The sequence below is a fragment of the Chromatiales bacterium genome (assembly GCA_020445605.1).
GTDB lineage: Bacteria > Pseudomonadota > Gammaproteobacteria > JAGRGH01 > JAGRGH01 > JAGRGH01.
This window is the reverse complement of sequence record JAGRGH010000049.1, coordinates 163,118-186,850: the sequence shown is the minus strand read 5'-3', so window position 1 is coordinate 186,850 and position 23,733 is coordinate 163,118. Positions and strand designations below refer to the sequence as shown.

The 23,733-nt window shown below is 65.4% G+C and carries 25 protein-coding genes; 16 read left to right on the top strand and 9 right to left on the bottom strand.

Annotated elements, in window-relative coordinates; genetic code table 11:
- Positions 1–106: 106 nt before the first annotated feature.
- Genes KDG50_11245 through surE form a run of 4 tightly spaced genes read right to left on the bottom strand, consistent with a single transcriptional unit; the run spans position 107 to position 2,893 of the window.
- Positions 107–895 (bottom strand): peptidoglycan DD-metalloendopeptidase family protein, encoded by a 789-nt coding sequence (locus tag KDG50_11245; protein ID MCB1865998.1) that lies wholly within the window; start codon positions 893–895, stop codon positions 107–109.
- A gap of 5 nt (positions 896–900) precedes the next feature.
- The gene (locus tag KDG50_11240; protein ID MCB1865997.1) at positions 901–1,482 is read right to left on the bottom strand and encodes a DedA family protein; all 582 of its coding nucleotides are present in this window, start codon (positions 1,480–1,482) and stop codon (positions 901–903) included.
- On the bottom strand, positions 1,482–2,144 hold the full coding sequence (locus tag KDG50_11235; GenBank protein ID MCB1865996.1) for a protein-L-isoaspartate(D-aspartate) O-methyltransferase: 663 nt from the start codon (positions 2,142–2,144) through the stop codon (positions 1,482–1,484). Before KDG50_11235 ends, KDG50_11240 begins: the two co-directional genes overlap by 1 nt.
- Positions 2,141–2,893, bottom strand: a complete 753-nt coding sequence (surE, locus tag KDG50_11230; protein ID MCB1865995.1) for a 5'/3'-nucleotidase SurE — start codon at positions 2,891–2,893, stop codon at positions 2,141–2,143. The genes KDG50_11235 and surE overlap by 4 nt, the downstream gene beginning before the upstream one ends.
- A 199-nt stretch (positions 2,894–3,092) precedes the next feature.
- On the opposite strand from surE, the gene KDG50_11225 reads away from it, so the two are divergent.
- From KDG50_11225 to KDG50_11200, 6 genes are all read left to right on the top strand, one after another.
- Complete coding sequence (locus KDG50_11225) at positions 3,093–3,641, top strand: Smr/MutS family protein (protein ID MCB1865994.1); 549 nt, start codon at positions 3,093–3,095, stop codon at positions 3,639–3,641.
- Positions 3,607–4,587: an RluA family pseudouridine synthase gene (locus KDG50_11220; GenBank protein ID MCB1865993.1), complete on the top strand. Its 981-nt coding sequence runs from the start codon at positions 3,607–3,609 to the stop codon at positions 4,585–4,587. The genes KDG50_11225 and KDG50_11220 overlap by 35 nt, the downstream gene beginning before the upstream one ends.
- On the top strand, positions 4,577–5,272 hold the full coding sequence (locus KDG50_11215) for an HAD-IA family hydrolase (GenBank protein ID MCB1865992.1): 696 nt from the start codon (positions 4,577–4,579) through the stop codon (positions 5,270–5,272). The genes KDG50_11220 and KDG50_11215 overlap by 11 nt, the downstream gene beginning before the upstream one ends.
- Positions 5,273–5,307: 35 nt before the next feature.
- On the top strand, positions 5,308–6,312 hold the full coding sequence (locus KDG50_11210; GenBank protein MCB1865991.1) for a S49 family peptidase: 1,005 nt from the start codon (positions 5,308–5,310) through the stop codon (positions 6,310–6,312).
- Between the two features lie 194 nt (positions 6,313–6,506).
- Positions 6,507–6,686 carry a hypothetical protein gene (locus KDG50_11205; GenBank protein MCB1865990.1) on the top strand — a complete coding sequence of 60 codons (180 nt, stop codon included), beginning with the start codon at positions 6,507–6,509 and terminating at the stop codon, positions 6,684–6,686.
- 43 nt (positions 6,687–6,729) lie between these two features.
- Positions 6,730–7,551, top strand: a complete 822-nt coding sequence (locus tag KDG50_11200) for a sterol desaturase family protein (protein ID MCB1865989.1) — start codon at positions 6,730–6,732, stop codon at positions 7,549–7,551.
- A 7-nt stretch (positions 7,552–7,558) separates the two neighbouring features.
- Here the strand turns inward: KDG50_11200 and maf are convergent, their stop codons facing one another.
- Positions 7,559–8,149: a septum formation inhibitor Maf gene (maf, locus tag KDG50_11195; GenBank protein MCB1865988.1), complete on the bottom strand. Its 591-nt coding sequence runs from the start codon at positions 8,147–8,149 to the stop codon at positions 7,559–7,561.
- A gap of 258 nt (positions 8,150–8,407) precedes the next feature.
- Here maf and KDG50_11190 point away from each other — a divergent pair, with 258 nt between their 5' ends.
- The 3 genes from KDG50_11190 to KDG50_11180 are packed head-to-tail and all read left to right on the top strand — an operon-like array spanning position 8,408 to position 11,630.
- A complete protein-coding gene (locus tag KDG50_11190) occupies positions 8,408–8,653 on the top strand; it encodes an OadG family protein (protein MCB1865987.1) in 246 nt (81 codons plus the stop codon).
- A gap of 22 nt (positions 8,654–8,675) precedes the next feature.
- On the top strand, positions 8,676–10,484 hold the full coding sequence (oadA, locus tag KDG50_11185; protein ID MCB1865986.1) for a sodium-extruding oxaloacetate decarboxylase subunit alpha: 1,809 nt from the start codon (positions 8,676–8,678) through the stop codon (positions 10,482–10,484).
- Between the two features lie 12 nt (positions 10,485–10,496).
- Positions 10,497–11,630 (top strand): sodium ion-translocating decarboxylase subunit beta, encoded by a 1,134-nt coding sequence (locus tag KDG50_11180; GenBank protein MCB1865985.1) that lies wholly within the window; start codon positions 10,497–10,499, stop codon positions 11,628–11,630.
- A gap of 102 nt (positions 11,631–11,732) precedes the next feature.
- Here KDG50_11180 and KDG50_11175 read toward each other — a convergent pair whose 3' ends face one another.
- From KDG50_11175 to KDG50_11165, 3 genes are read right to left on the bottom strand one after another with little or no spacing between them, the layout of a single operon-like run.
- On the bottom strand, positions 11,733–12,173 hold the full coding sequence (locus tag KDG50_11175; GenBank protein ID MCB1865984.1) for a VanZ family protein: 441 nt from the start codon (positions 12,171–12,173) through the stop codon (positions 11,733–11,735).
- The gene (galE, locus tag KDG50_11170) at positions 12,167–13,156 is read right to left on the bottom strand and encodes a UDP-glucose 4-epimerase GalE (protein MCB1865983.1); all 990 of its coding nucleotides are present in this window, start codon (positions 13,154–13,156) and stop codon (positions 12,167–12,169) included. Before galE ends, KDG50_11175 begins: the two co-directional genes overlap by 7 nt.
- Positions 13,153–14,424, bottom strand: a complete 1,272-nt coding sequence (locus tag KDG50_11165; protein ID MCB1865982.1) for an HlyC/CorC family transporter — start codon at positions 14,422–14,424, stop codon at positions 13,153–13,155. Before KDG50_11165 ends, galE begins: the two co-directional genes overlap by 4 nt.
- 171 nt (positions 14,425–14,595) lie before the next feature.
- Here KDG50_11165 and KDG50_11160 point away from each other — a divergent pair, with 171 nt between their 5' ends.
- Genes KDG50_11160 through KDG50_11130 form a run of 7 tightly spaced genes read left to right on the top strand, consistent with a single transcriptional unit; the run spans position 14,596 to position 22,229 of the window.
- The gene (locus KDG50_11160; protein MCB1865981.1) at positions 14,596–15,555 is read left to right on the top strand and encodes an acetyl-CoA carboxylase carboxyltransferase subunit alpha; all 960 of its coding nucleotides are present in this window, start codon (positions 14,596–14,598) and stop codon (positions 15,553–15,555) included.
- A 2-nt stretch (positions 15,556–15,557) separates the two neighbouring features.
- Entirely contained in the window at positions 15,558–16,871 is a 1,314-nt protein-coding gene (gene tilS, locus KDG50_11155) for a tRNA lysidine(34) synthetase TilS (GenBank protein MCB1865980.1), read from the top strand.
- 23 nt (positions 16,872–16,894) lie between these two features.
- Positions 16,895–18,736 carry a CTP synthase gene (locus KDG50_11150; protein MCB1865979.1) on the top strand — a complete coding sequence of 614 codons (1,842 nt, stop codon included), beginning with the start codon at positions 16,895–16,897 and terminating at the stop codon, positions 18,734–18,736.
- On the top strand, positions 18,736–19,578 hold the full coding sequence (kdsA, locus tag KDG50_11145) for a 3-deoxy-8-phosphooctulonate synthase (GenBank protein MCB1865978.1): 843 nt from the start codon (positions 18,736–18,738) through the stop codon (positions 19,576–19,578). The genes KDG50_11150 and kdsA overlap by 1 nt, the downstream gene beginning before the upstream one ends.
- Before the next feature lie 38 nt (positions 19,579–19,616).
- Positions 19,617–20,897 carry a phosphopyruvate hydratase gene (gene eno, locus KDG50_11140; GenBank protein ID MCB1865977.1) on the top strand — a complete coding sequence of 427 codons (1,281 nt, stop codon included), beginning with the start codon at positions 19,617–19,619 and terminating at the stop codon, positions 20,895–20,897.
- A gap of 11 nt (positions 20,898–20,908) precedes the next feature.
- A complete protein-coding gene (locus tag KDG50_11135; protein MCB1865976.1) occupies positions 20,909–21,472 on the top strand; it encodes a DNA-3-methyladenine glycosylase I in 564 nt (187 codons plus the stop codon).
- 46 nt (positions 21,473–21,518) lie between these two features.
- Positions 21,519–22,229, top strand: coding sequence for a class I SAM-dependent methyltransferase (locus tag KDG50_11130; protein ID MCB1865975.1), 711 nt, complete (start codon positions 21,519–21,521; stop codon positions 22,227–22,229).
- Between the two features lie 31 nt (positions 22,230–22,260).
- Here the strand turns inward: KDG50_11130 and KDG50_11125 are convergent, their stop codons facing one another.
- Positions 22,261–23,460 carry a twitch domain-containing radical SAM protein gene (locus tag KDG50_11125; GenBank protein MCB1865974.1) on the bottom strand — a complete coding sequence of 400 codons (1,200 nt, stop codon included), beginning with the start codon at positions 23,458–23,460 and terminating at the stop codon, positions 22,261–22,263.
- Positions 23,461–23,733: the final 273 nt, after the last annotated feature.

The following is a 23,733-nucleotide window of genomic DNA, read 5'->3' as shown; positions in this document are numbered from 1 at the left end:
AGTGTACGCCGTTTGTTGCGACAATGCGCGTGCGTTGTCAAGGCGGTCGAATTCGATTTTTTTACCAGCGCGCAAGTCAGCCATACGCGCGTTGCTATGCCGCGGATCAGCGGCGGGGCAACAACTGCTGAGGGTCGACCGGCTGACCGTTACGCCGGATTTCGAAATGCAGCATCGCGGGTCGATCGCCGCTCGCGCCGAGTTCCGCGATCGCTTTGCCCTGTTGCACGCGGTCGCCTTCGCGCACCAGCAGACGCTTGTTGAATCCGTAGGCGCTGAGCCAGGTCTCGTCATGTTTGATGATCACCACCCGACCGTAACCGACCAGGCCGGTGCCACTGTAGACGACCATGCCGGTCGCGGCCGCGAAAACCTGCTGGTTCTCGCTGCCGCGGATTCGCATGCCCTTTCGCTCGGCGTCGCGCGGATCGTAGCCTTCGATGACCGTTCCGCTGATCGGCCACTGCCAACGCAGCGGGCTGGAAATCGGGGCGGATTTTGGCAACGGAGCGGGCGGTCTCGGTGCGGATTTCTGAATCTTTGGACGCGGCGCCGGGGTCGGCTGTGGCGGCTGCTTCACCGATGCAACGCGGCGCCCGCGAGGCTTCTCCGCGGCATTTGGCAGCAGACGCAGCCGCTGTCCGGGAAAGATCGTGTAGGGCGCAGCGATGGCATTGAGCGCAGCGACGGTCTTGTAGTCGAGCCCATAGCGCCAGGCGATGTTGTAGAGGGTGTCGCCGGTGCGCACGACGTAGTGCGTCGGCGGGGTCGAATAGCGCGTCGTCTGCGTGGCGGATGTCGCCGGGATGGAATCTCGACGCGGCGCGGAGCCGCAGCCCGCCAGCACGGCGCTCACCAGACACACCGCGCACAGCCGTAGCCAGGTCCGCTTCAGATCGTTCACATATAACGCAGGTACACGACGAGCAGCACGATCACGACGACCAGCGCCCAGCCCAGCCAGTCGACCCAGCGGCGCAGACCCGCCTCGAGGCGTTCACCGCCCCAGGCGATCAGCCCCGCGACCAGGAAAAACCGCGCGCCGCGTCCGATCAGCGACGCCAGCACGAACGGGGCGAAGGCCATCTGCGCGGCACCAGCCGAGATCGTGAAAACCTTGTACGGGATCGGCGAGAAACCCGCGAGAAATACCGCCCAGAAGCCCCAGCGCCCGAACCAGTCGTGCGCGGTGCGATAGGCGTCCAGATAGCCCCATTCGGCAAGATGCGGCTCGATGTTGCCGATCGCGAGCGCGCCGATCCAGTAACCGGCAACGCCGCCGAGCACCGATGCGACCGTCGTCAGCAACGCGAACCGCAGAGCCCTGCCGGGCTGCGCCAGAGACATTGGCGCGAGCATCACGTCCGGTGGCACCGGAAAGAACGACGATTCCGCGAAGCTCAGGCCGGCGAGATAGCGTGGCGCGTGCGGATGTCGCGACCAGACCAGCGCGCGCTCGTACAGCGGCGAGAAGATGCGCATCAGACCAGCCCGGCGACCAGTGGCACGAAACTGACGGCGTCGAAGGTTTCCGTGCGATAACCCTGCGCGCCGCGCGTGATGCGCAACAACCGCTGCCCTTCGTCGGGACCGCTTGGCAACACCAGACGCCCGCCGACCTCGAGCTGTGCGAGCAAGCCTGCCGGCACCTCGCGCGGTGCGGCGGTCGCCAGAATCGCGTCGTACGGGCCATATTCGGGCAGTCCTTCACCACCGTCGCGATGAAACAGCCGCACGCGTCTGAAACCGAGTTCACGCAGCCTGGTCTGGGCACGCAGATGCAGGGCCTCGATGCGTTCCACGCTGTACAACCGGTTGCACAGCGGCGCAAGGATCGCCGTCTGGTACGCGGACCCGGTGCCGACCTCGAGCACGCAACGCAGCGGACCGGATTCGACCAGCAGTTCGGTCATGCGCGCGACGACCCACGGCTGCGAAATCGTCTGGCCAAGCCCGATCGGCAGGGCCGTGTTGTCGTATGCGCGATGCGCGAGCGCCTGGTCGACGAACAGGTGTCGGGGCAGGGTGCGGATGCGTTCGAGCACGACTTCAGATCGGATGCCCTCCTCGCGCAGACGTTCCAGCAGGCGGTCGCGCGCGCGTTCGGAGGTCATGCCCGCGCCGGGCCAGCGCGTCGCCGTCATTCGCTCCACTTGCGCAGCCACGCGCCCAGCGGTTCGACGCTCGAATGCCGGGTGAGATCGACCTGGATCGGTGTCACGGACACGAACCCGCTGCGCACGGCGTGGAAATCCGTGCCCAAACCGGCGTCCTGTTCCGCACCGGGCGGTCCGACCCAGTAGATCGGCCGGCCGCGCGGATCGCGCGATTGCACCACCGGCTCGGATTTGTGCCGATTGCCGAGCCGGGTCGCCTTCCAGCCCGCCAGTTCGCCGAACGGACGATCCGGGACGTTCACATTGAGCAGCGTGTCGGACGGCAGCGGATCGTGACGCAGCCGCTCGACGAGCTGTCGTGCGACCACGCCGGCCGTTTCGTAATGTTTCGGCTGATGCGAGGCCAGTGAGACCGCGATCGCCGGCAGGCCTAGAAAGCGACCCTCCATCGCGGCGGCAACCGTGCCGGAATACAGCACGTCATCGCCGAGATTCGCGCCGCTGTTGATGCCGGAGACCACCATGTCGGGCTCGGTTTCCAGCAGGCCGGTGATCGCGACGTGCACGCAATCGGTCGGTGTGCCGTCCACGCGGATGAAGCCGTCGGGCATGGTCTGGGCGCGGATCGGCAGATCCAGGGTCAGGGAGTTCGACGCGCCCGAGCGGTCACGTTCGGGCGCCACGACGGTCACGCGACCCAGCACGCCGAGCGCATCGGCCAGCGCACGCAGGCCCGGCGCCTGGTAGCCGTCGTCGTTGCTGATCAGGATGTGCATCGAGGCGAGCGCTTCTTCAGGTGGAACGCAAATCGGGTCCCGGCGTCGAAACGCCTGACCCGGTCGTCCGCCGGACGCGTAACCCGCGCGGCCCCCCAAGGCCTGCGGTCGCGGACGCGGCGCCACTATACTGGCAGCGCTTCGCTCCATGCCATGTATGCCGCTCGTAATGGCCGAAGCCCGTTGCATCGAAATCGCCATGTCCAAACCCGTAGACCCGAACGACAGCGAGCTGTTCGCGAACGCCATGCGCGATGTGCGCCCGCTCGGGCATGACCGGGTGCGGCATGCGCGTCCGCGACCGGCACCCCGGGCGCGCGAGCGGATCGCCGACGAACTGCGCGCGCTCGACGAATCGCGCCGCGACCGTCCTGACCCGAGCGGCTTCGACAGTCCCGACGAGCTGTACTTCCGCCGACCCGGCGTCGACGAGCGCCTGCTCAGGGATCTGCGCCGCGGACGTTTTCGCGTGCAGGGCGAGCTCGATCTGCACGGGCTCACGCAGGCCCAGGCGCGCGTGAGACTCGCGGCGTTTCTGCTCGATGCGAGCCGCTATCACTGGCGCGCGGTGCGGATCATTCACGGCAAGGGTCTCGGCTCGTTCGAGGGGCGCGCGGTGCTCAAGGCGCGTGTCGACGAATGGCTGCGGCGCATCGATTCCGTGCTTGGTTTTATCACCGCGCCGCGCAGCGATGGCGGCTCCGGCGCGGTCTATGTGTTGCTGCGGAGCAGTTCGAGTGGTCGCTGAAACCGCCGCTCCGACGCCAAGCTTCGAACGTGTCGGCCCCGATCATGCTGGTCAGCGCATCGACAACTTTCTGCTGCGCCTGCTCAAGGGCGTGCCGCGCACACGCATCTACAGCATGCTGCGGCGTGGCGAGGTGCGCGTAAACCGCGGTCGGGTCAAGGCCGACTATCGGGTCGCGGCCGGCGATGAAATCCGCCTGCCGCCGCTGCGCAGGCCCGAGGAATCGCCTTCCCGCAGCGGCCCGCCACCGACCGCGATCGAGCGCGTCCGTGCCGCGATCATTCATGAGGACCGGCACCTGATCGTGCTCGACAAGCCCGCGGGCATGGCCGTGCACGGCGGCAGCGGCCTGTCGTTCGGCGCGATCGAACTGCTGCGCGCCGCGCGCACGGACTGCGAAACGCTGGAACTCGTGCACCGACTCGATCGCGAAACCTCCGGCTGTCTGCTCATCGCGAAAGATCGCGCAAGTCTGCGCGAACTGCATGCCGGCATGCGCGACGGCGGCATCGACAAGCATTACCTCGCGTTGCTCGGCGGGCGCTGGAAAGGCGGGGCAGTCGAGGTCGATGCACCGCTCGCGAAGAATGTGCTCGCGGGAGGTGAACGCATCGTGCGCACCGACCCGGACGGACGCGCGGCGCGCACGCGCTTCACACCGCGCGAACGCTTTGGCGCGGCGACGCTGGTCGAGGCGACCCTGATGTCGGGCCGCACGCACCAGATCCGGGTGCACGCGGCAGCGATCGACCGACCGCTCGCCGGTGATCCCAAATATGGCGATCGCGATTTCAACGCACGCCTGCGCAGGATCGGCCTCAAACGCATGTTCCTGCATGCCGAGCGGCTGGCCTTTGAACTGCGCGGCCGGCGCCACCAGATCGAGGCGCCCCTGCCCGACGAACTGCAACAGACCCTGGACAGACTGCGACGCGATGGAATTTGACCTGTTGATATTCGACTGGGACGGCACGCTGATGGATTCCGAGCGCAAGATCGTGGCGTGTTTTCGCGCCGCCTGCGATCAGGTCGGGGTGCCGCGTCTGCCTGACGCACACTACCGTTCCATCATCGGCCTCGGCCTGACCGAGGCCATTGCCGCGCTGTTTCCCGAGGCCGACAGCGAAACCCTGGCGCGCATCGGCGAAGGCTACCGTCACGCCTGGCTCAATGCCGACCAGACCCCGCAGACGCTGTTCCCCGGCGCCCGCGAAACGCTGGACTGGGGTGCCGAGCAGGGCTTTGTGCTTGCGGTGGCGACCGGCAAGAGTCGTCGCGGGCTGGATCGCGCGCTCGGCGAAAGCGGCCTGCATGCGCGCTTTGCCGCCACGCGCTGCGCGGACGAAACCAGATCCAAGCCCGCGCCGGACATGGTGCTGGAACTGTGCACCGAACTTGCGATCGCGCCCGAACGTGCGCTCGTGATCGGCGACACGGACTTCGATCTCGCCATGGCGAATGCCGCGGGTGCCGCCGCCATTGGTGTGTTGAGCGGCGCGCACGAGCGTGAGCGGCTCGCGGCGCAGAAACCGATCATCCTGCTGAACCACGTCGCGGAACTCCCGGGCTGGTTTGCAGACAATGCCGCAGTACCCGGTGGACTGGCGCGTACGCGTGCTTCCGGCACATAGGTTCATTTTTCCCACGATTTTCAAGCGAACAGGCCATGGACCGAACCGAACCGACCATCGACAAGAGTGCCTCCGGATCATCGGCCGGCGCCGACGCGCCCAGCCGCTGGGAGCGCGACCTGATCACGAAGCTCGCGACCGGCGCACTGGTCGAGCAGCGCCGTGCTCGTCGCTGGGGCATTCTGTTCAAACTGCTGACACTCGCGTATCTCGTGTTCGCACTGCTGTTGCTGAAGCCGGATCTCTGGAGCGACGGCCTGACCATGACCGGCGACAAGCACACGGCCCTGGTCGAACTCGACGGCGTCATCGCGGCCGGGGAGAAGGCCGACGCCGATCATCTGGTTGAAAGCCTGCGCGACGCCTTCGAGGACAAGGCGACCAAGGGCGTGATTCTGCGCATCAACAGTCCCGGCGGCAGCCCGGTGCAGGCCGGCATGGTCTACCGCGAGATTCGCCGTCTGCGCGAAAAACACAAGGACATTCCGCTGTATGCCGTCGTCACGGACTTGTGCGCATCCGGCGGTTATTTCATCGCCGCGGCAGCCGACAAAATCTACGCGGACAAGGCGAGCCTCGTCGGTTCCATCGGCGTACTCATGAACGGCTTCGGTTTCGTCGACACCCTGGAAAAACTCGGCGTCGAACGTCGCCTGCTGACCGCTGGCGACCACAAGGGCTTTCTTGATCCGTTCTCACCACTGCGCGAGGACGAAGTCAGCTACACGAAGGGGCTCCTCAACGAATTGCACGAACAATTCATCAGCGCCGTGCGTGAAGGGCGGGGCAAGCGTCTGAAAAACGATCCGGATCTGTTCAGCGGTCTGATCTGGAGCGGCGAGAAGGCGGTCGCCATGGGGCTGGTCGACGAGATTGGCTCGGCCGGCCAGGTTGCGCGCGATGTGATCGGCGCCGAAGACATCGTGAAGTTCACCAAGAAGACCGACCTGCTCGAACGCCTCGCCGACCGCCTCGGCGCCGCAGCAGCCCGCAGCTTTGCCGGTTTTGCCGCGCAGAGTGTGGCGCCCGAATTGCGATAGTGGCAGGAAGCGAGCGTCAGTCGCGCACGGTGCGCACCGCGCGCCAACGTACCGAAGCCAAGACAGTCGTTTGAACCGCCAAGACGTCTAAGGACGCCAAGCGATTAGTCCTTTCAGACCGGGGCTCCGAATTGATCCAACAACCCGGGTGTACTATTGTTGCGATGCCGCGCAACCCCGGGGACTGTACTGAAATGAAACGACTTGTCGCTCTGCTGAGCCTTCCGTTCGCTTCGGCCGCGTTTGCCGGCCATCTGGACATGATTGACTTCCACAACGTCCCGGCACTGACCGAGGTTGGCCTGTTCGGGTTGTCCATCTCGGCCGGGTTGGCCGGCGCGTGGGCCATCCGCCGTTTCCGGAACCGTCGCTAACCCCGGTGCACTTTCGCCGGCACGCGCCCGCGTGCCCTGATCCGTGATCACCAACGAGGCGCTTGCCGAAGTCGGTCGGGTTTTTTACTGGGTCGCCGGGCTCGGCTTCTTTTTCCTGATCATCGCCGAATCGCTGCGACCGGCCCTGCCGTTTGCGGGCGAGGCCGAACGCATCCGGCATATCGCGCGCAACTTCGGCCTGTGGCTCGTGACCTTCACGGTCGGCGATCTGGCTTTCGGCATCGGCATTCTGGACTTGCAGAATCACCTGACCGAGACCTGGTTCGGGCCGTTTCACTGGCTGGACCTGCCGTGGTGGTTCGAGGTGACTGCCGGGCTGCTGATCGTCGATCTAAGCGAGTACGTCTTTCACCGGTTGAGCCACGGTATTCGACCGCTGTGGCTGGTGCACGCCGTTCACCACAGCGATCCGCATCTGGATGCCACGACCTCGCTGCGGTTTCACCCGGGCGAGGTCATCGCCAACATCAGCTGGAAGGTGCTGGTCTGCGGCCTGATGGGGATCCCGTTTTGGATCGTCGGTCTGCGCGGTATCGTCATGGGCGCCTGCTCGCTGTTGCAGCACGCGAACATCGTCTGGCCGGACTGGCTGGACCGCGCGCTGCGTATCGTGATCATCACGCCGGCCCTGCACCGCATGCACCACTCGCCGGAGCCGGCCGAGAACAACACGAACTTCGGCGAGGTGCTGAGCATCTGGGACCGCCTGTTCGGCACCTACTCGGAGGCCGAAGCGGGCCGCGCGCCGGTTTATGGACTGCCGCGCCTGCGCGAAACCAAATGGCAGACGGTGCTCGGGCTGGTGGGAACACCCGTCACGGCACGGCACTTCCCGCAACTGTGACGAACGCTCACTGAGCGGCAAGCACGTGCACGCCCTCGGCGGCGAGCAGGTCAATGAGCCGGATCAGCGGCAGGCCGATCAGGGCGTTCGGGTCATCGCCTTGCAGTGATTCGAACAGCGCAATCCCGAGCCCCTCGCTCTTGAAGCTGCCGGCGCAGTTGAACGGCTGCTCACGGTCCACGTAGTTCTCGATCCGGGCACGCGTCAGCGACCTGAAGTGCACGCTGAACGGTTCGACCACGATGCGCGCGCGACCGGTGCGGGCATTCAGCAGGCACAGGCCGGTGTGGAATTCCACCGTCCGCCCGCTCGCCGCTTCGAGCTGCGCGATGGCACGCGTCCGATCGCCGGGCTTGCCGAGCACCGCGTCGCCGAGGGCCGCGACCTGGTCAGAGCCGATGATCAGCGCATCGGGAAACGCCGGCGCACAGGCGCGGGCCTTGGCCTGCGCGAGGCGTGCAACCAGCGCCACCGGTGCCTCGCCGGGCAGGCGCTGTTCGTCAATATCGGGCGAAGCCACCTCGAACGTCAGCCCCAGCCGCTCCAGCAGGGCGCGGCGATACGGCGAGGTCGAGGCCAGAACGAGGCGCGTTTGCATGATTTTCGACGCTGGTGGCGGTCTGCCAGCTGGGCGATGATGTCGGGCATTCTGCGTTTCCAGCGGGCGCGGTGCAAAACCGACCGCGCCGCCTGCCGTGCCGCCCGCCGCGCGATGGGGCCTGCGCTGACACCCGGCGCGGCCGCTGTGTAGAATGCCCCGCCGGCCGGATTGGCCCCCGGCGCCTCATTGTTCGGCCGCACGCCGCCCAGCGCGGTCCGCCGGCAATTCATTCCGCAAGCACTCAGGGTTAACGGCATGCAGATCGCCGACCTCATGCAAACGGGGCTGGAACTTCTTGCGCTCGGCATGGGCACGGTTTTCGCGTTTCTGCTGTTGTTGGTCTGGCTGGTCATGGGGCTCTCCAAACTGACCGCGCGCTTCGCGCCCGCCGCACCGGTCGCCAGCCCCACTGCCGCTCCGGTGCCGGCGGCCGATGCCGAACTCACCGCTGTGATCTCCGCCGCCGTCACCCGTTACCGGGCCGAGCACAGCGCGGCCTGATCCGATTCCGAACGAGCTGCCTATGTCCGAGAACAAGCCCACGGATCGCCCGCGTCTGCTGATCACCGACGTGGTCCTGCGCGATGCTCACCAGTCGCTGCTGGCCACGCGCTTTCGCATCGACGACATGCTGCCGATTGCCGCAAAGCTCGATCAGGTCGGCTACTGGTCGCTGGAGTCCTGGGGTGGGGCAACCTTCGACGCCTGCATCCGCTACCTCGGCGAAGACCCGTGGGAACGCCTGCGCAAGCTGAAGGCCGCCATGCCGCACACGCGCCAGCAGATGCTGCTGCGCGGCCAGAATCTGCTTGGCTACCGCCACTACGCCGACGACGTGGTCGAGCGTTTCGTGGAACGTTCGGCGGTCAATGGCGTGGACGTATTCCGTATCTTCGATGCGATGAACGATGTGCGCAATCTGGAAACCGCGATCCGAGCGACGATCGACTGCGACAAGCACGCGCAGGGCACGCTTTCCTACACCGTCAGCCCCGTGCACCACATCCAGATGTGGGTCGACATGGCGAAGCGTCTGGAAGACCTCGGTTGCCACTCGATCTGCATCAAGGACATGGCCGGGCTGCTGCGCCCATATACCGCATTCGAACTGGTGTCGCGACTCAAGGAGGCCGTTAACATCCCGATCGCGATGCAGAGCCATGCAACCACGGGCCTGAGCACGGCAACGACCGTGAAGGCCGTCGAGGCAGGACTCGACATGGTCGATACCGCGATCTCGTCGATGAGCATGACCTACGGTCACTCGCCGACTGAATCCGTGGTGGCGATCTTCCAGGACACCGGCTGCGACACCGGCCTGAATCTGGATCTGCTCGAAGAAATCGCCGCGTACTTCCGCGACGTGCGCAAGAAATACGCGCGCTTCGAAGGCGCTCTGCGCGGTGTGGATTCGCGCATCCTCGTCGCGCAGGTGCCAGGCGGCATGCTCACGAATCTCGAGAATCAGCTGCGCGAACAAAACGCCAGCGACCGGCTGGATGAAGTGCTCGAGGAGATCCCGCGCGTGCGCAAGGATCTCGGCTATATCCCGCTGGTCACACCGACTTCGCAGATCGTCGGCACCCAGGCGTTGCTGAACGTGTTGACCGGCGAGCGCTACAAGAACATCACCAAGGAAACCAGTGGTGTCCTGAAGGGCGAGTACGGTGCGACGTGCGCGCCCGTGAACAAGGAAATCCAGGCACGCGTCTTGGAGGGCAAGGCACCGATCACGGTTCGACCGGGCGACCTGCTGGCGCCGGAGCTGGAAAAGCTCACGGCCGACTTCGAGCGCGAGGTCGACGAGCGCGAAATCCGTGTCGCCAAGGCGCGGGTCGACGATGTGCTGACCTACGCACTGTTCCCGCAGATCGGGCTCAAGTTCCTGGAAAACCGCGACAACCCGGACGCCTTCGAGCCGCATCCGGACAATGCGCCTGCTCCTGCGCCAGCAGCCGCACCGGCGGCTGTCACCGCGCCAGCGGGCAGTCCCGAACGCTATGACGTGGAAGTCGACGGCCGTGTCTATCACGTCACGGTCAGCCCGGCCGGGCAGGTGACGGGCGTCCAGCCGGCCGCAGCCGCCGCGCCAACGGCCACGCCAGCGGGCTCCGCAGCCGGTGAACCCGTGACCGCGCCGCTGGCCGGCAACATCTTCAAGGTTCATGTGCGCGAGGGCCAGAAGGTCGACAGCGGCGATGTGCTCGTCGTTCTGGAGGCCATGAAAATGGAAGCCGAGATTCGCGCGCCGCGCGTGGGTGTGGTCCGTTCCGTTGCCGCACGCGAAGGCGCGACCGTGCAGGTCGGCGATACGCTGCTGACCCTGGCCTGAGAACACTGCCCGATGGAACTCGGACTCCTGCATCTGTGGCAGTCCACCGGCCTTGCGAACCTGGGCTGGGATGCCGCGCTGATGATCGGCGTGGGCTGTCTGCTGATGTGGCTCGCGATTGCCCGCGGTTTCGAACCCCTGCTGCTGTTGCCGATCGGATTCGGCGCTGTGCTCAGCAACATTCCGCTCGCCGGCATCGCGGAGCCGGGTGGGCTCCTCGGGCATCTCTATGACGTCGGTATCGGCAGCGGGGTGTTTCCGCTGCTGATTTTCATGGGCGTCGGCGCTTTGACGGACTTCGGGCCGCTGATCGCGCGGCCATCGACCCTGTTTCTCGGCGCCGCCGCGCAGTTCGGCATCTTCGCGACGCTGCTCGGCGCGCTGGCGCTCAACATGGTGCCGGGCTTCGATTTCACCCTGAAGGATGCCGCGGCCATTGCGATCATCGGCGGCGCGGACGGCCCGACCGCGATCTTTCTCGCGTCAAAACTCGCGCCCGACCTGCTCGGTGCCATCGCCGTTGCTGCGTATTCGTATATGGCGCTGGTGCCGCTGATTCAGCCACCGATCATGCGGCTGCTGACGACGAAAAAGGAACGCGCCACGGTCATGCAGCAGTTGCGGCCCGTGAGCCGCGCCGAACGTGTCCTGTTTCCGCTGATGGTGCTGCTGCTGTGCGCGATGCTCCTGCCCTCGGCCGCGCCGCTGATCGGCATGCTCACGCTGGGCAACCTGTTGCGCGAATCCGGCGTCGTCGAGCGTCTGAGCAAGGCCGCACAGAACGAGATCATCAACATCGTGACGATCTTTCTCGGGCTGGCCGTGGGTTCGAAATTGCAGGCCGAAAAGTTCCTGAGCCTGGAGACCCTGGGCATCCTTGCGCTCGGTGCCGTGGCGTTTACGATCGGCACCGCAACCGGCGTGCTGATGGGCAAGATCATGTACCGGATCAGCAAGGGGCAGGTCAATCCGCTGATCGGCGCGGCCGGCGTGTCCGCGGTGCCGATGGCCGCGCGCGTTGCGAACAAGGTCGGACACGAGACCGATCCGCACAATTTTCTGCTCATGCACGCGATGGGGCCGAATGTCGCGGGGGTCATCGGCTCGGCCGTCGCGGCCGGCGTGCTCTTGTCGGTACTGGGTTAGGGAAGCCCTGATCAATCCTTCCAGGATTGCCAGGGCGGCACCTCCATGTGCCGCGGCAAACTCTGAATTGTTCAGAGCTTCCTTGGCGAACTGAACCCCGACTCAGACGCGGTGGGTTGTCGCCGACATCCGCCCGGACGGCAGCAGCACGCGGCTCGCGAGCCAAACGCCCAGAATCGCACCCAGCAGATCAAGCGCCAGATCCGTCGCCGAACCATAACGGCCAGGCACGAAGGTCTGGTGCCATTCGTCGACCAGTCCGAACAGGCCCGCAAGCACCACGGCCGCGATCATGATCACGGCTCGCGACGGCCCCCATGCCGGTAGGCTCCAGCACCAGACCCAGGCGAGCAGCGCATAGGCCGGGATGTGCAGAAGGTTCTGCAACTCCGGCGCGAGCCAGACAAAGACCCGCACGTCCAGAGGATCATCGCCCTGGGCCACGCCCGGAATCGACGACAGCGCATGGAGCAACGCCATGTAGAGAAGCGGCGCGATGACCGCGGCGCGCGTCGCGGCCGTGGCGATGCTCGGCCTCAGCAATAGCCGCCACCGGCGGCGAGCCGGCGTTCCCAGGCCAGCGAGGTGCGGCAGATGAGGTCCAGATCGTCGTGCCGCGGCACCCAGCCGATCTCCTGCCGGATGCGCTCGGCATCGGCGATCAGCTCTGGCGGATCGCCGGGACGTCGCCCGACTTCCTCGACCGCGATCGGCGCGCCGTGCGCGGATTCAACGGCGGCGATGACCTCGCGCACGGAAAAGCCGTGGCCATACCCGCAGTTCAGCGTCGTCGATGCGCCGCCGGAGCGCAGATAGGCCAGCGCATCCAGATGCGCGCGGGCGAGGTCCACGACGTGGATGTAGTCGCGCACACCGGTGCCGTCACGGGTGGGGTAGTCGGTTCCAAACACCAGCAGACGCCCGCGCCGACCGGTCGCAACCTCACAGGCCACCTTGACCAGCAGGGTGGCCTTTGGGGTGGACTGGCCGATGCGCCCGTGCGGATCGCAACCCGCGACATTGAAGTAGCGCAATGTGACAAAGCGCAGCGCGCCGTTCGCGCCCAGATCGCGCAGCATCCACTCGCTCATGAGTTTCGAGCGGCCATAGGGATTGATCGGTTCGGTCGGCGAGTCTTCATGGCACCGACCATCGCCGGGCACGCCATAGACGGCCGCGGTCGACGAGAACACAAAGCGCTGCACGCCCGCGCGCGCGCAGGCATCCAGCAGCGTGCGGGTGTTGCAGGTGTTGTTTCCGTAGTAGCGCAGCGGGTCGGCAACCGACTCCGGCACGATGGTGCGGGCGGCGAAATGCAGCACCGCCTCGATGCGATGTTCACCGAACAGACGGTCGAGCAGGGCGGCATCGCCGACATTGCCGACCACCAGCGACGCATCGCCGACCGCCTCGCGAAAGCCGGTCGACAGATCGTCGAGCACAACGACCTCTTCGTTTGCCGCGAGCAGCTGCTGCACGACATGGCTGCCGATATAGCCGGCACCACCGGTCACGAGCAGTGTCACTCCTCGATCCTCCGCTGCTCCGGACTGATTCGCACGGTCTTGATCATGTTGTCCTTGGTCTGCACGATTTCGATCGGGTATCCGGCCAGCCGCAGGCTGGTGCCGGCCTCCGGAATGTGTTCCAGGTACTCGACGATCAGGCCGCTCAGCGTCTTCGGCCCGTCGGTCGGCAGTTCCCAGTGCATGAGTCGGTTGAGCTCACGCACGAATGCCGAGGCATCCACGATGAAGCTGCCATCGCTCTGGCGATGCACCTCCTGTTCCAGCGAGGAGGGATCGCTGGCAAACTCGCCGACGATCTCGGCGAGCAGGTCCTGCATCGTGACCAGCCCGATGACGTCGCCGTATTCGTTCACCACCAGCGCGCTGCGGCGCTTTTCGCGCTGAAAGTTCTGCATCTGCTGGTAGAGCGGCGTGCCGTCCGGGATGAAATACGGTTCATGCAGGAGCGCGCGTACATTGGCGACATCAAAGCTGCCATCGAACGCTACGCCAACCAGGCTGCGCGCAACGAGCACACCGAGCACGTGGTCGAACGAACCCTCGTAGACCGGCACGCGTGAATACGGCAGATTGCGCAGCTGCTCCATGACCGCGGTCGGTTCCGCGCTCAGATCGATCGCCTCGATGTCCCCGCGCGGCACCATGATGTCGTTGACGGTGAGCTTTTCGAGGTCGAGCACGCTCACCAACATCTTCTGGTGGCGCCGCGGAATCATCGCGCCGGCCTCGTTGACGATGGTGCGCAGTTCCTCGCGGCTCAGCGTTTCGGCGCCCGCGTGATCCATGTGCACCCCGATCAGTCGCAGCTGCGTGTTCGCGAACAGATTGATGACCCACACCAGCGGATACATCAGCGCAAGCAGCGGCACATAGATCATCGCCGCCGGAAACGCGATGCGCTCGGGATGCAGCGCCGCAACGGTCTTCGGCGTGACCTCGGCGTAGATCAGCACGACAAAGGTCAGCAGACCCGTCGCCAGCGCGATGGCCTCCTCGCCGCCGATGCGCAGCGCCATGAGCGTTGCGATGGACGACGCCAGGATGTTGACGAAGTTGTTGCCGAGCAGGATCAGGCCGATCAGCCGGTCGGGCCGATCCAGCAGCCGCTGGGCGAACCGCGCGCCGCGGTGACCGGCCTGCGCCAGGTGCCGCAGGCGGTAGCGGTTCAGTGTCATCAGCGCAGTTTCCGAACCGGAAAAGAACGCCGACAGCAACAGCAGCACCCCGAGCAGGATGCCCAGCGTGGTGAGCGAGAGTTCAGTCATGCGCGGGCGGGGTCCGCGCGATCGCCACGCGGTCGTGGCCGGGTGTTGGGAAACCGTTCAAGCGAGAGGTCAGACTGCGGCGCCGTGCGGCAGGCTCGGGGCAGGAAGTATACTGGACCGATCCAAGCAGCCGCAGCGACGCAGCCGGACCCGCCGGTTCCAGTCAGCGATATGAATCTGAATTTTCTGGATTTTGAGCAGCCGATCGCCGAACTCGAGGCGAAGATCAACGAGCTGCGCCTGGTCAGTGACGGCAATGCGATCAACATTCAGGAGGAAATCGAGCGGCTGGAGGCCAAGAGCCGCGCGCTGACCGAGCAGATCTTCTCGTCGTTGACGGCCTGGCAGGTCTCGCAGCTCTCGCGCCATCCGCTGCGCCCGTATCTGCTGGACTACATCCAGTACATTTTCGAGGACTTCGACGAACTGCACGGCGACCGCACCTACGCGGACGACCCGGCCATCGTCACCGCGCTCGCAAGGCTCGACGGCCGCCCGGTGACCATCATCGGCCACCACAAGGGCCGCGACACCAACGAAAAGCTGCGCCGCAACTTCGGCATGCCGCAGCCCGAGGGCTATCGCAAGGCCCTGCGTGCCATGCAACTCGCCGAGAAGTTCCGCATGCCCATCCTGACGTTCATCGACACCCCGGGGGCCTATCCGGGCGTCGGTGCCGAGGAGCGCGGACAGAGCGAGGCCATCGCCCGCAACCTGTTCGTGATGTCGGGCCTGCGCACGCCGATCGTCTGCACGGTGATTGGCGAGGGCGGTTCCGGCGGCGCGCTGGCCATCGGCGTGGGTGACCGGGTGCTGATGTTGCAGTACTCGACCTATTCGGTGATTTCGCCCGAGGGTTGTGCCTCGATCCTGTGGAAGAGTGCCGAGAAGGCCCCGCAGGCCGCTGACGCAATGGGTCTGACCTCCGGGCGCCTGCTGGAACTTGGCCTGATCGACGCCGTGGTCGCCGAGCCGGTCGGCGGCGCGCACCGCGATCCGGCCACCGTCGCACGTAATCTCAAACACGCACTGCTCGAACAGCTCGAGGCAATCGACAACCTCGGTCTGGACGCCCTGGTCGAGCGTCGATACAAACGATTGCAGGGCTTCGGGCGGTTTACCGGCGAGTAGGCTTGAGCGGCAACCCGTTCGGCCCGCGCGAACTTCTCGAACGCCTCGGCGCACATCTGGATGCGCCGCGCATCCTGGTTGGCTACTCCGGTGGCGCGGACTCCGCCGCATTGACCCACGCACTGGCCCACGCCGGGCTCGACCGGCCGATCCGGGCCGTACACATCCATCACGGTCTGGACCCGTCCGCCGACGCCTGGGCAGACCTGTGCCGGCGCAACTGCGCGGCCTGGGGCGTTCCGTTCGCGCTGGAACGCGTGCGGGTCGATTCCGGCAACGGTGGTCGCGAGGCCGCCGCCCGCGCCGCGCGCTACGCGGCCTTCGAGCAGATGCTGGACACCGACGAATGCCTGCTGCTCGCGCATCACCGTGACGACCAGGCGGAAACCGTGCTCATGCAGCTGCTGCGCGGTTCCGGAGTCGATGGCCTGCGCGCCATGCCGGCCGAACGCCGGCTCGGACGTGGCTGGTTGCTGCGCCCGGTGCTCGACTGGCCGCGTTCGACCCTGGCCGACTATGTGGCAGCGCACGGAATCGAGCATGTGACCGACCCGGACAATCTGGACCCCACGCGCGAACGCGCATGGCTGCGTTCCGCGGTGTTGCCGGTTCTGACCGAACGCCGCCCCGGCGTGATCCAGACCCTGGCCCGGGTCGCCGACAATCTGGCCGAGGCGGCGACGGTCATCACCCAGGCGGCCGAGCGGGCCCTCGCCGAATGTCGCGATGCTGACACGCTGCGGGTGGAGCCGCTCGCGGGTCTGGATGCCGCGCTGCGCCATGCGGTCATTCGCCACTGGCTGGCGCAACAGCGCCTCCCGACGCCTGATCGCGAGCGCCTGCAGCAGATCGACGCGGCGGTCTGTCAGGTGCCGAAATGTGGCTGGGCGCGTGTGGATTGGAACGACACGGGGGTCGCAATCTGGCGCGGCCGGGTGTTTGCCATCGCCCGCAGGGTCGGCGAACCGTTTGCACTCGAATGGGACACGCGAGATCCCCTGCCGCTGCCCGGTGGCCGACGCCTTGAGCTGCGGTCTTCGCCCGACGGTGAAATCGATCCGGCATTGATTCGTCAGGGTCGGCTTCACGTGCGGAGCGCACGCGGCGGTGAGCACATCGAACTCGCGGGTCGCGGATCGCGCAGCGTGCGCCACGTGCTCGCGGCCGCCGGCGTTGCACCGTGGTTGCGCGATGCGGTTCCACTGGTGTTTGTCGGCAAGCGGCTGGCCCTGGTCGGCGATGTTGCAACCGCGGCCGCATTCCAAAAAAAATCGGCGCAGCAAACCGGTCTGACGCTGCGGATTGAAGCTGCGTAAAGACAAGGACTTGCACCGCATTGATGCGCTTGCTTGTGAGCGTCTCGAAGCACCCCTGCGATTGTCTGCGGACGGCCGATCTGTTAGCGTTCGCCCCCGTCCTTTCCGCCTGTCGAGACACCCGGATCGTGCCGCTTCCAGCACGCTCACAAGGCCTCGCTCGGGCCCGTCCGCAACCGACGTCCGAGCGTAGCGCCGCAACCTTGAGCACGACCGAAACTCAAACCTGTTTCGTCTTCGTAACCGGCGGGGTCGTGTCCTCACTGGGCAAGGGCATCGCGGCCGCGAGCCTCGGCGCCATCCTCGAAGCACGCGGTCTGCGTGTGACGCTCGTAAAGCTCGACCCCTACATCAATGTCGATCCGGGCACCATGAGCCCGTTCCAGCACGGCGAGGTCTTCGTGACCGAAGACGGCGCGGAAACCGATCTCGATCTCGGTCATTACGAACGCTACGTGCGCACGACGATGACCAAGCGCAACAACTTCACGACCGGGCAGATCTACGAGCGCGTGATCCGCAAGGAGCGGCGCGGCGACTACCTCGGCGGCACCGTGCAGGTCATTCCGCACATCACCGACGAGATCAAGTCGTGCATACGCGCCGGCGCGGGCAATGCCGAGATTGCGATGATCGAGATCGGCGGCACGGTCGGCGACATCGAATCGCAACCGTTTCTCGAGGCGATCCGCCAGCTGCGCATCGAGCTCGGGCCGCAGCGCACGCTGTTCATCCACCTGACCTTGCTGCCCTACATCGCGGTCTCCGGCGAGATCAAGACCAAACCCACACAGCACTCGGTCAAGGAACTGCGCTCGATCGGCATCCAGCCGGACATCCTCGTGTGCCGCGCCGACCGGCGTCTGCCCGACGACGAAGCGCGCAAGATCGCGCTGTTCACGAACGTGCGTCAGGAGGCCGTCATCTCGGCAGTCGACGTCGACAGCATCTACAAGATTCCGCGCCTGCTGCACGAGCAGAATCTCGACCGGCTGGTGGTCGAGCACTTCGGCCTGACCACGATGCCCGCGGACCTGTCGGAGTGGGACGCCGTCAACGAGGCGCTCGCGCATCCGCTCGATCGCGTGCGCATCGCGATGGTCGGCAAGTACGTGGACCTGACCGAGGCCTACAAGTCGCTGTCCGAGGCGCTCACGCACGCCGGCATCCACACCCGCACCAAGGTCGTGATCGACTATGTGGACGCCGAGGAGATCGAACGCAACGGCGAACAGCGCCTCGCGGACGTGGACGCGATCCTCGTCCCCGGCGGGTTTGGCGAGCGCGGCGTCGAGGGCAAGATCCGTACCGCCGGTTACGCGCGACGCAACGGTGTGCCGTATCTGGGCATCTGCCTCGGCATGCAGGTCGCGGCGATCGAATTTGCCCGTAACGTCGCCGGACTCGCTGGCGCGCACAGCACCGAATTCAGACGCGAGACGCCGCATCCGGTGATCGCCCTGATCACGGAATGGACCAGTGCCGACGGTAGCGTGGAGCAGCGCACGGCCGCATCGGAGCTTGGCGGCACCATGCGTCTGGGTGGTCAGGAGTGCGTGCTGGCCGCCGATTCACTGTCGCGCGAACTCTATGGCCGCGAGCGCATCGTCGAGCGTCACCGGCACCGCTATGAATTCAACAACGGCTATCGCGACCGCCTGCTTGCCGCGGGCCTGCGCATCGCCGGCACCTCGGTCGACGGACGCCTCGTCGAGATGATCGAGCTGCCCGACCATCCGTGGTTCGTGGCCTGCCAGTTCCACCCGGAATTCACCTCCACGCCACGCGACGGGCATCCGCTGTTCCAGGGCTTTGTGCGCGCGGCGCTCGACGCGAAGGCCCAGCGCACCGCCAAGGCAAGCTGATGGAGCTGTGCGGGTTCGAGGTCGGTCTGGACCGGCCGCTGTTTCTGATCAGTGGGCCGTGCGTGATCGAATCCGAGCAGCTCGCGCTGGACACGGCCGGGCAGCTCAAGGAAATCACCGCCCGGCTCGGCGTGCCGTTCATCTACAAGTCCTCGTTCGACAAGGCGAATCGCTCCTCGCACAAGAGCTTTCGCGGCCCGGGCATCGAAGAAGGGCTGCGGATCCTGGCCGAGGTCAAGCGCCAGGTCGGCGTGCCGGTGCTCACCGATGTGCACGAGGACACGCCGCTCGCCGAGGTCGCCGCGGTCGTCGACGTGTTGCAGACACCGGCCTTTCTGTGCCGGCAGACGAATTTCATCGCCAGCGTGGCGCGCGCCGGCCGGCCCGTGAACATCAAGAAGGGCCAGTTTCTGTCGCCCTGGGAAATGTGCAACGTCATCGACAAGGCGCGTGCCGCGGGCAACGAGCAGATCATGGCCTGCGAGCGCGGGGTCTCGTTCGGTTACAACAACCTGGTGTCCGACATGCGCTCGCTGTCGGTGATGCGCGGCTGTGGCTGCCCCGTGGTCTATGACGCCACGCATTCGGTCCAGTTGCCGGGCGGGCAGGGCACGGCCTCGGGCGGGCAGCGCGAATTCGTGCCCGTGCTGGTGCGCGCCGCGGTCGCCGCCGGGGTTTCCGGGGTGTTCATGGAGTCGCATCCGGACCCGGACTGCGCGAAGAGCGACGGCCCGAATGCCTGGCCGCTCGGACACATGGCCGAACTGCTGGAGTCGCTGGTCGAGATCGACCGCACGGTGAAATCCAGACGGTTTGTCGAAGACGCCCTGGCGTCGTCATAGATTTCAGCTTTAATTCAGTAGGTTATAAAGGGTTTCTAATGTCAGAAATCACAGACGTTTGCGCGCGCGAAATCCTGGATTCCCGTGGCAACCCGACCATCGAAGCCGAGGTGTTTACCGCGACCGGTGCGCGCGGCAGCGCGGCCGTGCCGTCTGGCGCCTCCACGGGTACCCGCGAGGCACTGGAGCTGCGCGACGGCGACAACAAGCGCTACGGCGGCAAGGGTGTGACCAAGGCCGTCGCCAACGTCAATGGGCCGCTGCGCGAAGCCGTGCTGAAGATGGCGGTGAGCGATCAGGCCGGCATCGATCGGTGCATGATCGATCTCGACGGCACCGCGGAAAAACGCCGGCTTGGCGCAAACGCGATCCTCGCCGTTTCGCTCGCCGCGGCACACGCCAGCGCGAACGAGCGCGGCATACCGCTGTACGCGGCGCTCGCCGATGCCGAGCGCTATCGCATGCCGCTGCCCATGATGAACATCGTCAACGGCGGCGCGCATGCCGACAACAGCGTGGACATGCAGGAATTCATGATCCTGCCCGTCGGCGCCGGTTCGATCGCCGAGGCCGTGCGCTACGGCGCCGAAGTGTTCCACGCCCTGAAATCCGTGCTCAAGGAGCGCGGCCTGAACACCGCGGTCGGCGACGAGGGTGGCTTTGCGCCGGATCTCGCGTCGAACGAGGCGGCGATCGACGCCATCCTGAGTGCGATTTCGGTGGCCGGATTCCGCCCCGGCGACGACATCGCCCTGGGGCTGGATTGCGCGAGTTCCGAGTTCTACCGTGACGGACGCTATCGCCTGGACTCCGAGGGTCGCGAATTCACCAGCGAGGCCTTCGCGGACTACCTCACGACGCTCGTCGACCGCTATCCGATCGTCACGATCGAGGACGGCATGGCCGAGAACGACTGGGACGGCTGGGCGATCCTGACCGAACGGCTCGGCAAACGCGTGCAGATCGTCGGCGACGACCTGTTCGTCACCAACCCCGAAATACTGCGCGAGGGGATCGACCGCGGCATCGCGAATTCCATCCTGATCAAGGTCAACCAGATCGGCACGCTGACCGAGACCCGCGCCGCCATCGCCATGGCGCACGCGGCCGGCTATACGGCCGTGGTCTCGCATCGCTCCGGCGAGACCGAGGACACGACCATCGCGGACCTCGCCGTCGCCGAACAGACCGGCCAGATCAAGACCGGCTCGCTGTCGCGCTCCGACCGGGTTGCCAAATACAACAGGCTGATCCGCATCGAGGCGGAACTCGGCGACCGGGCCTGGTTCCCCGGCGCTGCGGCGTTGAAACGCGGATAGACCGGCTCGTCGTGCCGCGCTGCGACTGGGTCACGGCCGGCGACGAACTCTACGCGCGCTATCACGACCAGGAGTGGGGCGTTCCCTCGCGCGACGCCCGCCACCTGTTCGAGATGCTGATACTGGAAGGCGCGCAGGCCGGGCTTTCCTGGCGCACCGTGCTGCATCGACGCGAGGGCTATCGCGCCGCATTCGCCGGTTTCGATCCCGAACGCATCTCGCGCTTCGATGCCCGCAAGCGCGAGCGCCTGCGTGAAGACGCCCGCATCATCCGTAACCGGCTGAAGATCGACGCCACCGTCGCCAACGCAAAGGCGTGGCTCAGACTGGCGGCGTCAGACGACCCCGTGGACTTCATGTGGAGCTTCGTCGACGGGAAGCCAGTTCAGAACCGCTGGCCCGCACTGGCCGAAGTGCCCGCCGAAACCGCGCAATCGCGCTCGATGAGCAAGGCGCTGAAGCAACTCGGTTTTCGTTTCGTCGGCCCGACGATCTGCTATGCCTTCATGCAGGCCACGGGCATGGTCAACGATCACCTGACGACCTGTACCCGCCATGCGGAACTCGCCAGATAATCGCAAAACCTACGATCAGGCCTTCTTTGCAAAACACCTCGGCGGCATGTCCGAGTCTGCCAACGCCGTGCTCAGCCTGATCTTCGCCCGGTTCCAACCGCGTTCCGTTGTTGATATTGGTTGCGGGCAGGGCGTTTGGCTCAAGGCCGCCGCCGCACTGGGTGCCACTACGCTCAAGGGCATCGACGGTGACTGGGTTCAGTGCGCGGATCTGACCCACCCGTCGATCGAATTCGAGCCCGCCGATCTGGCGCACTCGCTACCGAAACTCGACAAACGATACGATCTTTGTATCTCCCTGGAGGTCGCCGAACATCTGCCCGAGGATCAGTCAGAGCGCTTTGTCGATCTGCTGTGCTCGACCTCCGATGTGATCCTTTTTGGCGCTGCGGTGCCACACCAGGGTGGTCCGGGGCACATCAACGAGCAATGGCAGTCGTTCTGGATCGAACGTTTCCGCTCGCGTGGTTTCGAGTGTTTCGATTGCATTCGACCGGCGATCTGGAACAATCCGGCCGTCGAATGGTGGTACAGGCAGAACTGCTTCGTTTTCCTCGGGCCGGACGAGACAACCATCGACCGGGAATCTCTCCGTGCGCTGGAACGCCCCATCGTCGATCTGGTTCACCCGTTGAACTATCGGAGCCGGCTGCACCGATACCGCAAGATGATCGACAATCCGTCGTTGCGATTCTGCGCGGGATGCAGCCGGCGCTGGCTGGTAACCGGGCTGAAGCGGCTGTTCGGGTTGCCGTAGCAAAACGGCCAGGCCTGTTGGCCAGATGGTTTCAGAGCAGAAGCGGCGCCAGCTCCGGGAAGATCTCCAGCGTTGATTCCTTGCGCATCCGGTCCAGACGTTCGCAGCTCGCCCTGAACTTCGGGATCAGATCGGACCGGTCTGCGGACCGCAGATACTCCAGGCACTGACGGAACTCGTTGCGCACGGCCGGGAGTCTCCCGTGCGCCACCACGTCGAACGTATCCAGCCAGTCGAGATGCTCTCGAAACGAAGCTTCAACCGACCGTTTTACCGACTCGGGCAGGATCCTGATGTTGTAGATGTCGGGGTGTTTGAGGATGCGTGGCAGCATCTCGTCCACACGAATCAGTCCGTGGGCGACCAACGCGCGGTGAAACTCCGGGAGATGCTGAACGTTGAACACCGTGATGGTCGGCGTGACGATGAACCGGATTCCCGGGCACCGCTCCCGCAGGCGCTGGCGATTCATCAGAACCTCGTTCCAGCGCTGACCCTTGCGCTGGTACTCGCCGCGCGCACCCCAACCATCCAGGCTGGCGTGGACGGTCACGTCCGAAAAGCCGCTCCAGAGATCCATGACGTCGCGACCCCGGAATGTCAGTTCACTGAGATTGGTCGAGTAGCTGAGCCGTACGTCCGTGCGACCGCGTTCCAGCAGCAGGTCCAGAATTCGATAGTGCTCATCCATGATCAGCGGCTCGCCACCGGCAAAATAGATCTCCTCGACCGAATCGACCAACGGCATGATTTGCCGGTAGAAATCCGGCATGTCCGAGATGCTTTGATGCACGCGCTCGGCAAAGCTGGTGGTCCCCAATTCGACTGCTTCATCGAACAGCTTGGAGCTCGAGTGGTGTCCGCAGATGCGGCATTTGAAGTTGCAGAGGTTCGAGATGCGGATGTCCCAGTACACGGGCTTTGAATCGGGCGAATTCCCCGATACGTCCGTTGCGCGCACCCAGTCGAACCTGTGTTTGAACAGTTCATTGGAAATCTGGCGCTTGCTTCGCAGACCAAATTTCTCGTTCGTATAACACTGCCAGCAGCCGTCGACGCGCTGATCCCTCAGCATTGACGCACGCAGGCGGCGCATCGGCCGGTCGTTCCAGATCTCCGCTATGCGTTGCTGGTTGATATCACCGAGCTGGCTCTTTTCATCCCAGGGAAAGAAGCAGCATGGCGTGGCCTTGCCCTGGGTGTTCACATACAGGTGAACCCAGGGCAGCATGCAGAATGCCCGACTCCGCGTCACGTCGTCGACAGACCGAATCTTGCGTCGTGAAATCAGCTTAAACATCGGGTGGAAGGCGACATCCGTTGGGTAAATCGTGATACGTCCGCTGCGAGGTGTCGGCGAGATCTGCTGGAGGCAGTCCCCGATCAACCGCAGAAGTGGCGAGATCCGTGCGGCGATCATACGCGCTGGACAAGGCTAGGCAGGGTCGTGCGTGGCCGGCCCAGCGGCAGGCGCGATACACTCGCGCACTGGTCAATTCGTCAG

What these genes read in the sequence shown, in the direction of transcription:
- KDG50_11240 (MCB1865997.1), bottom strand. Translation starts at nt 1,482, where the DNA reads ATGCGCATCTTCTCGCCGCTGTACGAGCGCGCGCTGGTCTGGTCGCGA.
- KDG50_11235 (MCB1865996.1), bottom strand. Translation starts at nt 2,144, where the DNA reads ATGACGGCGACGCGCTGGCCCGGCGCGGGCATGACCTCCGAACGCGCG.
- surE (MCB1865995.1), bottom strand. Translation starts at nt 2,893, where the DNA reads ATGCACATCCTGATCAGCAACGACGACGGCTACCAGGCGCCGGGCCTG.
- KDG50_11225 (MCB1865994.1), top strand. Translation starts at nt 3,093, where the DNA reads ATGTCCAAACCCGTAGACCCGAACGACAGCGAGCTGTTCGCGAACGCC.
- KDG50_11220 (MCB1865993.1), top strand. Translation starts at nt 3,607, where the DNA reads ATGTGTTGCTGCGGAGCAGTTCGAGTGGTCGCTGAAACCGCCGCTCCG.
- KDG50_11215 (MCB1865992.1), top strand. Translation starts at nt 4,577, where the DNA reads ATGGAATTTGACCTGTTGATATTCGACTGGGACGGCACGCTGATGGAT.
- KDG50_11210 (MCB1865991.1), top strand. Translation starts at nt 5,308, where the DNA reads ATGGACCGAACCGAACCGACCATCGACAAGAGTGCCTCCGGATCATCG.
- KDG50_11205 (MCB1865990.1), top strand. Translation starts at nt 6,507, where the DNA reads ATGAAACGACTTGTCGCTCTGCTGAGCCTTCCGTTCGCTTCGGCCGCG.
- maf (MCB1865988.1), bottom strand. Translation starts at nt 8,149, where the DNA reads ATGCAAACGCGCCTCGTTCTGGCCTCGACCTCGCCGTATCGCCGCGCC.
- KDG50_11190 (MCB1865987.1), top strand. Translation starts at nt 8,408, where the DNA reads ATGCAGATCGCCGACCTCATGCAAACGGGGCTGGAACTTCTTGCGCTC.
- oadA (MCB1865986.1), top strand. Translation starts at nt 8,676, where the DNA reads ATGTCCGAGAACAAGCCCACGGATCGCCCGCGTCTGCTGATCACCGAC.
- KDG50_11180 (MCB1865985.1), top strand. Translation starts at nt 10,497, where the DNA reads ATGGAACTCGGACTCCTGCATCTGTGGCAGTCCACCGGCCTTGCGAAC.
- KDG50_11165 (MCB1865982.1), bottom strand. Translation starts at nt 14,424, where the DNA reads ATGACTGAACTCTCGCTCACCACGCTGGGCATCCTGCTCGGGGTGCTG.
- KDG50_11160 (MCB1865981.1), top strand. Translation starts at nt 14,596, where the DNA reads ATGAATCTGAATTTTCTGGATTTTGAGCAGCCGATCGCCGAACTCGAG.
- KDG50_11150 (MCB1865979.1), top strand. Translation starts at nt 16,895, where the DNA reads ATGCGCTTGCTTGTGAGCGTCTCGAAGCACCCCTGCGATTGTCTGCGG.
- kdsA (MCB1865978.1), top strand. Translation starts at nt 18,736, where the DNA reads ATGGAGCTGTGCGGGTTCGAGGTCGGTCTGGACCGGCCGCTGTTTCTG.
- eno (MCB1865977.1), top strand. Translation starts at nt 19,617, where the DNA reads ATGTCAGAAATCACAGACGTTTGCGCGCGCGAAATCCTGGATTCCCGT.
- KDG50_11130 (MCB1865975.1), top strand. Translation starts at nt 21,519, where the DNA reads ATGTCCGAGTCTGCCAACGCCGTGCTCAGCCTGATCTTCGCCCGGTTC.
- KDG50_11125 (MCB1865974.1), bottom strand. Translation starts at nt 23,460, where the DNA reads ATGCTGCCCTGGGTTCACCTGTATGTGAACACCCAGGGCAAGGCCACG.